We start from the raw sequence: 9,342 nt of genomic DNA, 5'->3' as shown, positions 1-9,342 counted from the left end.
TGTCTCATCTTATGGGGTCAGTCCCGTTGCTGAAAAGGTTTTTTCTTGTTTTTCTTACGCTGATGATGTCTATATTTGCTGTATTCGCGGCTGCTGAAGAGTCTCCCGGCGATCGTGTCATTTCTTTTGACGAGCCTATGATTTTATTGATCTCACTCGGAATCATCTTATGTTTGTTCATTCCGCCATTCGTCATGTCCTTTTTTGGCAGCTTGGTTGTAAGAATCATATCCGGAGTCTATCAATGTTTTATCGTCCTCACGTTTGCGGGGCTCATTCCGATTGGATTTCTGATTCCCAATGGCTTTTTGACAATTCTTGCTGCCGTTCTGGGGACTTTGGTCAGTTCAGCGAGTGTTGCCGTGACCTTATTCGTTGGCAGGAAAAAAGAGGCCGGAAGGTTTTAAAACTAGTGGGTAAGCTGCAATATTGAAGGGAAAGTCATTGTTTGACTATTTATATGGAATAGCATAGAATTAAAGTAAATATTTATAAAAAGTCACTAGGGGAGCTTTAATAGCTGAGAAGAGACAATACGTCCTGACCCTTTGAACCTGATTTGGTTAATACCAGCGTAGGGAAGTGAAAAATTAGAGAGATTCTTTATCTTATCTATATTTAAGCCACTTTCCATAGAGGAAAGTGGCTTTATTTATTTTGAAAGGGTGATATGAAGTGGCGACTAAAAAAGTTTTTCTGGCAGGGCCTTTTAAAAGTTTAGTAGATGAGAAAACTGGATTGATGAGTGCGTATGAGAGGGGAAAGCTGGAATCATTAATTTCCTTTTTTGAGAATGAAGGATGGCTGGTTCATAATGCTCACAAGCGGGAAGGGTGGGGGAAAGATTTCATGACACCCCTTCAATGCACTAAAATTGATTTTGATGAAATAAGTACTTGCGACCTTTTTGCAGCATTTCCCGGATCACCCGCTTCTCCTGGAACACATATAGAAATTGGATGGGCTTCCGCCTTGAAAAAAAAGATCGTGCTATTTCTAGAAAAGGACAAGGATTATGCTTTCTTAATTCAAGGGTTACATGCAGTGGCGGATGTTGAGTACATCAGCTATAAAGATACAGATGATTTATTAGAGAACATTAAAAATACCTTTGCAGCATATAAGGCGGAATCTCAATGAGAAAGAGAACTTTTCATGAAGCATATACGGAAACGCTGTATGACATCTATCACAACCCTGAATTTTTCAATTCACCGCGCGGACAAAAAAGCAGAGAACAATTGAACTACCATCTGACTCTGGAAAATCCAATAGAACGTGTCACTTATTTATCCTCAAGAAAAACTAATATCGTGTTTAATTTTGCTGAAGTGCTATGGTATTTATCGGGGAGTAACGACTTAGATTTTATCAGTTATTACAATAAAAAAATGCCTTCATACTCAATGAATAAAAAAACATTAACAGGCACTGCGTACGGGCCTAAAATATTTGAATTCGGAAATGCAAAACTAAATCAATGGAATAGAATAAAAAATCTTTTGACACAAGAAGATATTGATTCAAAAAGGGCATTTATTCAAATATTCGATGCTTCGGAACTCTTCGTTTTAGAAAATATAGATGTTTCCTGCACAATCGGTTTGCAGTTTTTTGTGAGGGAAGGCGAATTATACATGTCTTCTGTCATGCGTGCAAATGATGCTTTTCGCGGGATGATCAGTGATCTTTTCTCATTTACCTTCATGCAGGAATTAATGGCCAGAGAACTGCGTGTAGAAGTCGGAGAATATTTTCATAATGCGGGATCAATCCATATTTATGATTCAGATCATGAATGGGCGAAAACGGTGCTTGAAGAAGCTGAAAATCACCATGATATTCCGGAATTTGAATTTCCGAAAATGCCTGAGGGAAATAACTGGCCGTCCATTGAAACAGTCTTAAAGTACGAAGAATTACTTAGGAAAGATCAAATTTCTATGACAAAAAACGATATTGAAATGCTTGATTTACCTGATTACTGGAAACAGATTCTTTTCCTTTTCAGTATATACCAGCATATTGCATATAAACGTGATATGGATCATTCTCTATTTCAAAGTTTACTTCCTATATATCAATTTTTCGTCAGGAATAAGTGGTTTCATTATTTCTCAACTGAGCAAAAGGAGGAAATTCAATGAAAACTTCATGGAAAGAAGACAGTGTTGCTGGTAAATTCGATGCTTATAATGACGTTTTAGAACAAACGTTAGGTTTTGAGTTTGTTTTTCGTACTTTTGATAAAGCGGAGATTAAAAAGGTGCTCGATTTCGGATGCGGTCCAGGAAAGGTAGCTTATAGGCTGGCTGACAGAATAGGCTGCAATGTGATCGCAGTCGATGAATCAAGGAAGATGTTAGATATAGCAAAGGCAAAAAGACAACATCCTCATGTGGACTATCATTTAATTGAACACGATAATCTTTCCTTCTTACCAGATCACTCAGTTGATGCTGCAATGGCCTGTTATGTTTTTATTAATACGGATAGTGACCAGCGTATCAAAGGTATCATAAATGAAATTTTTCGTGTGTTAAAACCAGGAGCTTCATTTGTCATACTCGATACGAATCCTGATTCAACCGGAATTGAATTTTCAACCTTCCGCAATGGAATACCGGGGAAAGAATATTCTTACGGAGAAGAAAGAAATGAATGGCTCCATGTTCCCGGACAAGCAGATTTAATTTTAAATGATTTTCATTGGCCGAAGTCAATGTATTATAAACTATTAACTCATGCAGGTTTTGAAAATGTAACTTTATCAGAACCAACGTTAAACGATATTGACCAAGAGCATGTAAAAGCCATAGAGAAAGAGTTTCAATTTAATAATTGGAAATGTGAAAAGGAATATCCGCCTTTTGTCATTTTTAAAGCAGTGAAACCTGCCTGAAGGAGGAGTGTAAGTTGACGGATATTTATAAAGCGCTTTCGATTGCTGGGACTGATCCTTCCGGAGGGGCGGGAATTCACGCGGATTTAAAAACATTTCAGGAACAAAAGGTATATGGAATGGCAGTTATTACATCAGTTGTTGCACAAAATACACTTGGTGTGAAAAGTTTTGAGGAGATGTCTCTTCAGAATATATCTCAGCAAATAGACTGTGTCATGGATGATATAAAACCGGATGCTGTCAAAACCGGTATGCTTGCAAGTATAGGAATTATTGAATTGCTGGCAGAAAAGTTAAAAGACGCAAATATTCAATCGTATGTGATGGATCCGGTTATGATTGCTAAAAGCGGACATCATCTGCTCCATAAGGACGCCATTGATTATTTGAAGAAATTATTAATACCCCAAACAACTGTTATTACACCGAACATTCCGGAAGCGGAAGTAATCATCGGAAAATCAATCGAGACTGTACAGCAGATGCGTGATGCGGCGAAAGAAATAGTGGAGGTATACGGGGCAAAAAGTGCTGTCGTAAAAGGGGGGCACCTGAACGGAGAAGCCCGTGATATTTTGTACTTTGACGAGGACTTCGAGGAATTTGTTTCTCCCCGCTTTGATACAAAGCATACTCATGGAACAGGCTGTACGTTTTCAGCTGTGATAACTGCAGAGCTGGCAAAGCAGCACAGCATACCGGAATCAGTGGCAACTGGAAAGGAATTCATTTCAGCAGCCATTAAACATCCCTTAGGAATCGGGAAAGGACAAGGCCCTACAAATCATTTTGCGTATCGCTCAACTATTAACCAAGAGACAACCGCTTAAGGAGTGTTATGATGATCTCCAAGAATTATGATGTATTTTTATTTGATTTAGACGGAGTGATATATATAGGAGATAAAGCTTTACCAGGAGCTGTGGCCTCTTTAAAACGACTCCGTGAAGAAAAGAAAGCCATTCGCTTTTTAACGAATGATCCTTGTGTTACAAGAGAAACGATTGTGAAACGCCTTCATAAACTGGGGATTTCAGCAAGTATTGATGAAGTGTTTACTGCGGGGTGGGCAACAGCTGATTACCTTGTCAGTGAAGGAATAAAGAAGGCATATATATTGGGAAATGACCAACTTAAAAGTGAAATTCAAAAGGCCGGTATTGATCTTACGGAAGATCAGGCGGAGGCTGTCGTCATTGGATGGGATCAAAATATTACATTTCAGGATGTGCATAAGGCAGTAAACCTCATCCGCTGCGGGGCTTCATTTATCGCTGCAAACGGGGATAAAACATTTCCTGCCGCTAACGGACCAGCTCCCGCGACAGGCGCTATAGTCGCGGCTGTTAAAACAGCAGCTGCTAAAGAGCCGATTATAATTGGAAAACCGGCGTCTTCAATATTTGAAAAAGTACTCGAGTCTTTTGAAGATAAAGAGAGATGCGTTATGATTGGGGATACGCCTGAAACAGATATTGTCGGAGCAAACCAAATAGGCATAACTTCCGTATTAGTTTCTGAACAAAATACTTTATTTCCTGCAAAACATGATTTTAGAAATCCGGATGTTGTGATCCGCGATCTGAAAGACTTGTTCGATAATGAAATAAAGGCAGAAGTACGTAAAAAACCGGATTTCCAATGGACAGAACAAGTGAAAGCCGGAGTCGCTGGAATTATGATTAAAGAATCAAGTTCCGTTTTATTAATGAAGCGTGCTGATAATGGTTTATGGGGCATTCCTTCAGGACATGTGGAACCTGGTGAAACAGTTGAACAAGCAATTATAAGAGAAATAGAAGAGGAAACTGGATTAGTGGTGAAAGTCTCTAAAATGATAGGCGTCTATTCTGATCCGAGTTCACAAACCTTTATATACCCTGACGGCAGAGTCAGCCATTTTATTACCAATTGTTTTCAATGTGACGTCATCGGCGGTACTTTGAAAAAGTCCACTGAGGAAGCCATGGAAATCAGATATTTTGATATCCATGAATTACCTGAACATCTCTTGCCGATGCACCCGAGATGGCTGGATGATGCTTTGGAAATGAAAGAGAATGCTTTTATTCGATAAGGAACAGTATGTCAAAAATACTTTTTGGGGGTTATTTACAAGGATTAACGGTTTTCAACCCGTTTTTCTCGGCCGCGTTCCAAAAACACCAAGTGTCACAGACCCTTGGTGTTTTTTAATTCCGGCAGAACCATAATGCAAGAGCAGCAGAAAAGAAGGTATAATGGGCGGGGAAGAGGTGTCAGCCAATGAAAATAACCAGAGAGACATTAGAAAAACAGCAAATTTGGATATATGGTGTGACTCTTGTAATCGGCGGAATAGCGGGGATCGCCGGGAAAGATTCAGGACTCAGCTGGGGATGGACGATATCACCGCTTATCGCTGTTCTCATGTATGCCATGTTTGCCCAAATCCCATTCTTGAAGCTGAGGGAAGCCTTGTCAAACCTCAAGTTTATGGCGGCTTTATTGATCGGTAATTTCTTAGCTGTACCTTTCGTTGTATGGGTGTTAACCGCCATTTTTCCTCAATCTCCTCCTATATTATCAGGGGTTTGTTTGGTATTGCTTACACCTTGTATTGATTACGTCATCGTCTTTACTCAGCTCGGCAAAGGAAATGAGAGATTAATACTGGCTTCCACGCCAGTTTTGTTCGCCGTTCAGATGGTATTGCTTCCGTTATACTTGTGGCTGTTTATCGGGAAAGAAGTGATAGGGGCTGTTCATGCGGGGCCGTTTCTGGAAGCATTCTTATGTTTAATAGCGGGACCGCTGCTGGCGGCAGTGATGACACAATTGTGGGCTGATAAGAAGCCGGCGGGAGAAAAGGTGTTGGAGTGGACGGCGTGGCTGCCTGTTCCTTTTATGGCTCTGGTCTTACTGGCGGTCGTCGCCACACAAATCGGAAAGGTCATCAGTGATGCTGGCATCATTATACGTGTGATTCCGATCTATCTGTTATTCCTGCTCATTATGCCGTTTGTCTCCCGGTTTATTGCATATGCGTTCCGTCTGGATACAGGTGAAGGAAGAGCATTGATCTTCAGCACGGGCACAAGAAATTCTCTCGCAGTCCTTCCGTTAGCGCTGGCTCTGCCGGATGCTTGGGCCTCATTAGCCGCCGCTGTTATCGTCACACAGACGATTGTTGAATTGATAGGCGAATTGGTTTATATAAAAGCGGTGCCCGGATGGCTGCTGAAATAAAAAATAATTTGAACTGAAAAAAACATACCAACAAATATTGGTATGTTTTTTTATGTCGATTATAAAGTTGAAATATCAATGACGAAACGGTAGCGGACATCGCTTTGGAGAACCCGTTCGTACGCTTCGTCAACTTGATTGGCCGGTATCACTTCAATTTTAGGAGCAATGCCGTGCTCGGCGGCGAAATCAAGCATCTCCTGAGTCTGCGGAATACCGCCGACGAGTGAACCCGCAATGCTGCGGCGGCCCGTGATTAAGGAGAACACACTGTATGAGTCCGGCTTAGCGGGCGCTCCCACATTTACCAATGTACCGTCAATGCGAAGCAGGGATAAGTAGGCATCTACGTCAAGGTTCGCGGATACTGTATTTAAAATAAGATCAAATCGTCCGGCCAGCTCAGTAAATGTATCCGGATCGCTTGTTGCAAAGTAATGATCGGCTCCAAATTCAAGCGCTTCGTCTTTTTTGTTCATTGAGCGGCTGAGGACGGTGACCTCTGCGCCTAAAGCGTGCGCGAATTGAACGGCTAAATGTCCGAGCCCGCCCATTCCGACAATCGCCACTTTTTTGCCGGGGCCGGCATTCCAGTGTTTCAGCGGAGAATAGGTGGTAATGCCCGCGCACAATAGCGGGCTGGCAGCATCCAAATCCAGCTGATCCGGAATCCGGACAACGAATCTGTCAGTGACAACTATTTTTTGGCTGTAGCCGCCGTACGTAGGGTTTCCGTCGTAGTCCAGGTTATTATAAGTTTGAACAACGCCTTTTGTGCAATATTGTTCGTCTCCGTTCAGACAGTATTCACATTCCCCGCAGGAGTCTACAAAACAGCCGACACCCACACGGTCGCCGACGGCAAATGTGGTGACTTCTTCACCCACGGCTTCCACAACTCCGGCAATTTCGTGTCCGGGAACCATCGGAAAGATTCCGCCGCCCCATTCATCGAATGCACTGTGGATGTCTGAGTGACAAATCCCGCTGTACTTAATATCAATCAGGATATCGTGCGGCCGTAATGCTCTTCTCTCAATCGTTGTCCGCTCAAATTTAGCTTTTGCATGCGGAGCGCTTAATACACGAGTCGGATGATTATTGCACATGGTTATCTTCCTTTCCAAGATAAAGTGATGAATCCTCTGTTCGATTTTACTTTAAATGTTAAAGCGGACTTTAAGTCAAGGAGTTTGGTTTATTTTTTTATGAAATGATATTCTATAATGGCACGCTTATGAAAGGTATGAAGGACGGGTGGTAAAAATATGAAGATTGCGCAGGCTGCAAAGCAGGTTGAGTTATCAGCCGCAACGCTTAGGTATTATGAAAGTATAGGACTGATTCCTCCGGTAAAACGCGATGAAAGCGGCATCCGCGATTATGACGAAGATGATGTGAATTGGATTCAATTTATAAAATGCATGAGAAGTGCCGGGCTGTCGATTGAGGCGCTGATTGAATATACCGCTTTATTTATTGAAGGAGCCGATCATACGATCGAACCCCGAAAAAACATCCTTATAAATGAAAGGAAAAGGCTGACGGAGAAACAGAGGGAAATTGATGAAACCATAAAACGATTAAACAGGAAGATTGAGGATTACGAAGATATCCTTGAAAATGAAGCGAAACTTAAAAACAGATTGAAAGCTGAATGTATTTCTGAATGAAGAGAAGGTGTCCCGGACGCGGGGCCGCATGAAATGTACCAAGGGAAACGAGCCTTGGTTTTTTTATTTTCTAAAGAGTGGAAACAAAACAGCTTTTTCTATCTTATCAATCATTACTTATCCTTTTTTCAGCTTGACTTTTTTACTGCAGACTTTTAAAGTGTGAAATGTTGCTTAGACTGTGATTAGCGACTTTAATGCTGAAAAGAGGTGGTTTACCCAGATGAACAATAAAAAGAACCCTTGGGCGTTATTGCCTTTAGTCTTATTCGTAGGGCTTTTTGTCGGCTCTGGTCTGGTGACCGGAGATTTTTATAAATTGCCGATCTTGATTGCCGCGATCATTGCGTCAGCTTTTGCGCTGTTATTTAACCGGAAGAAATCGCTCAATCAAAAAATAGAATGGTTCGCTTCCGGTGCGGGACATCCTGATATTATCATTATGGTAATGATTTTTATATTGGCAGGTGCCTTTGCTTCGGCGGCTGAAGCGATGGGAGCGGTGCATTCAACTGTCAATCTTGCTTTGAGCGTTATTCCGCAGCAGTTTTTGCTGCCGGGGCTGTTTATCATTGCTTGTTTCATTTCTATATCGATGGGAACATCAATGGGAACGATTGCGGCGGTTGCGCCGATCAGCGCCGGTTTGAGCGGCGAGCTTGGCATCTCCAGCGCGATACCGATTGCGGCTGTGGTCGGCGGAGCTATGTTTGGAGATAATCTTTCTTTTATTTCCGATACGACCATCGCGTCAGTCCGGACGCAAAAAACACAAATGATGGATAAATTCAAAACGAACTTTCTGATTGTTTTGCCTGCTGCCATTGTGACTGTTATTATCTTATTTTTTATTCCGGCAGGCCACGCCGGCCATACGGGTGCTGAATCTTACAACTGGATTAAGGTGCTTCCTTATGTCGCCGTGTTGGTTTTTGCGTTAATCGGTATTAATGTGATGGCTGTCATATTCGGCGGATTGGTTTTGACGGGAATCATCGGATTAGCGGGCGGCAGCCTGACGCTTGACTCTTATTTTAAGGCGATTACGGATGGAATTGCCGGAATGAGCGATCTGATCATCCTGTCCATGCTGATTGGCGGGATGGTCGGCGTGATGAAACAAAACGGCGGGATCGACTTTTTACTGGAGTTCATCACGAAACGAATCCGTTCGAAAAAAGGCGCCGAAGCCGGCATTGCCGGACTGGTCAGCGTGACGAATCTGGCTGCTGCCAATAATACGATCTCCATTATCGCAGCCGGGCCGATTGCAAAGAATATCGCTGATAAATTCAACATCGACAACAGAAAATCGGCAAGTATTCTGGATATCTTTTCGTGTATGATACAAGGATTGATTCCTTACGGCGCGCAGCTGTTATCAGCCGGGAAATTCGGGAATATTTCACCCGTCAGCATCCTGCCATACTCTTTCTATCCCGTTTTAATCGGAATCTGCGGCATCGCCGCCATTATATTTGGACTGCCGAAATTCACAAGAAATACGAAATAAAAGATAACAAAAGGCGCCGTTCG

10 protein-coding genes and 1 riboswitch are annotated in these 9,342 nt (G+C 42.2%); of the genes, 9 read left to right on the top strand and 1 reads right to left on the bottom strand.

The features are described from left to right. Positions 1 to 26 precede the first annotated feature (26 nt). From D5S11_RS17410 to D5S11_RS17380, 7 genes are all read left to right on the top strand, one after another. Entirely contained in the window at positions 27 to 407 is a 381-nt protein-coding gene (locus D5S11_RS17410) for a hypothetical protein (RefSeq protein WP_031378624.1), read from the top strand. Positions 408 to 494: 87 nt separating this feature from the next. Then, positions 495 to 598, top strand: a riboswitch (TPP riboswitch). Positions 599 to 675: 77 nt separating this feature from the next. Next, entirely contained in the window at positions 676 to 1,140 is a 465-nt protein-coding gene (locus tag D5S11_RS17405; protein ID WP_032866832.1) for a TIR domain-containing protein, read from the top strand. Then, positions 1,137 to 2,147: a thymidylate synthase gene (locus tag D5S11_RS17400; RefSeq protein WP_032870385.1), complete on the top strand. Its 1,011-nt coding sequence runs from the start codon at positions 1,137 to 1,139 to the stop codon at positions 2,145 to 2,147. Before D5S11_RS17405 ends, D5S11_RS17400 begins: the two co-directional genes overlap by 4 nt. Continuing rightward, on the top strand, positions 2,144 to 2,902 hold the full coding sequence (locus D5S11_RS17395) for a class I SAM-dependent methyltransferase (RefSeq protein WP_014417013.1): 759 nt from the start codon (positions 2,144 to 2,146) through the stop codon (positions 2,900 to 2,902). The genes D5S11_RS17400 and D5S11_RS17395 overlap by 4 nt, the downstream gene beginning before the upstream one ends. A gap of 14 nt (positions 2,903 to 2,916) precedes the next feature. Next, a complete protein-coding gene (gene thiD, locus D5S11_RS17390) occupies positions 2,917 to 3,735 on the top strand; it encodes a bifunctional hydroxymethylpyrimidine kinase/phosphomethylpyrimidine kinase (RefSeq protein WP_007409544.1) in 819 nt (272 codons plus the stop codon). 8 nt (positions 3,736 to 3,743) lie between these two features. After that, positions 3,744 to 4,982, top strand: a complete 1,239-nt coding sequence (locus D5S11_RS17385; protein WP_108725152.1) for an HAD-IIA family hydrolase — start codon at positions 3,744 to 3,746, stop codon at positions 4,980 to 4,982. A 188-nt stretch (positions 4,983 to 5,170) separates the two neighbouring features. Further along, positions 5,171 to 6,133 (top strand): arsenic resistance protein, encoded by a 963-nt coding sequence (locus tag D5S11_RS17380; protein WP_032870392.1) that lies wholly within the window; start codon positions 5,171 to 5,173, stop codon positions 6,131 to 6,133. 59 nt (positions 6,134 to 6,192) lie between these two features. Here D5S11_RS17380 and D5S11_RS17375 read toward each other — a convergent pair whose 3' ends face one another. After that, positions 6,193 to 7,242 carry an NAD(P)-dependent alcohol dehydrogenase gene (locus D5S11_RS17375; RefSeq protein ID WP_007609682.1) on the bottom strand — a complete coding sequence of 350 codons (1,050 nt, stop codon included), beginning with the start codon at positions 7,240 to 7,242 and terminating at the stop codon, positions 6,193 to 6,195. Between the two features lie 159 nt (positions 7,243 to 7,401). On the opposite strand from D5S11_RS17375, the gene D5S11_RS17370 reads away from it, so the two are divergent. Both D5S11_RS17370 and D5S11_RS17365 read left to right on the top strand, forming a co-directional pair. Next, entirely contained in the window at positions 7,402 to 7,806 is a 405-nt protein-coding gene (locus D5S11_RS17370) for a MerR family transcriptional regulator (RefSeq protein ID WP_007409338.1), read from the top strand. A 223-nt stretch (positions 7,807 to 8,029) separates the two neighbouring features. Continuing rightward, positions 8,030 to 9,319, top strand: a complete 1,290-nt coding sequence (locus D5S11_RS17365) for a Na+/H+ antiporter NhaC family protein (RefSeq protein ID WP_108725151.1) — start codon at positions 8,030 to 8,032, stop codon at positions 9,317 to 9,319. Positions 9,320 to 9,342 lie beyond the last annotated feature (23 nt).

Origin of the sequence: Bacillus sp. L75 (genome assembly GCF_003676355.1) — a bacterium.
GTDB classification, from domain to species: Bacteria; Bacillota; Bacilli; order Bacillales; family Bacillaceae; genus Bacillus; species Bacillus velezensis.
This window is presented reverse-complemented; position numbering and strand designations above follow the sequence as displayed.

Bases quoted from the DNA above. Each gene is read 5' to 3' on its own strand.
- D5S11_RS17380 (WP_032870392.1), top strand. From the start codon at position 5,171: ATGAAAATAACCAGAGAGACATTAGAAAAACAGCAAATTTGGATATAT.
- D5S11_RS17365 (WP_108725151.1), top strand. From the start codon at position 8,030: ATGAACAATAAAAAGAACCCTTGGGCGTTATTGCCTTTAGTCTTATTC.
- D5S11_RS17370 (WP_007409338.1), top strand. From the start codon at position 7,402: ATGAAGATTGCGCAGGCTGCAAAGCAGGTTGAGTTATCAGCCGCAACG.
- D5S11_RS17385 (WP_108725152.1), top strand. From the start codon at position 3,744: ATGATGATCTCCAAGAATTATGATGTATTTTTATTTGATTTAGACGGA.
- D5S11_RS17395 (WP_014417013.1), top strand. From the start codon at position 2,144: ATGAAAACTTCATGGAAAGAAGACAGTGTTGCTGGTAAATTCGATGCT.
- D5S11_RS17375 (WP_007609682.1), bottom strand. From the start codon at position 7,242: ATGTGCAATAATCATCCGACTCGTGTATTAAGCGCTCCGCATGCAAAA.
- D5S11_RS17400 (WP_032870385.1), top strand. From the start codon at position 1,137: ATGAGAAAGAGAACTTTTCATGAAGCATATACGGAAACGCTGTATGAC.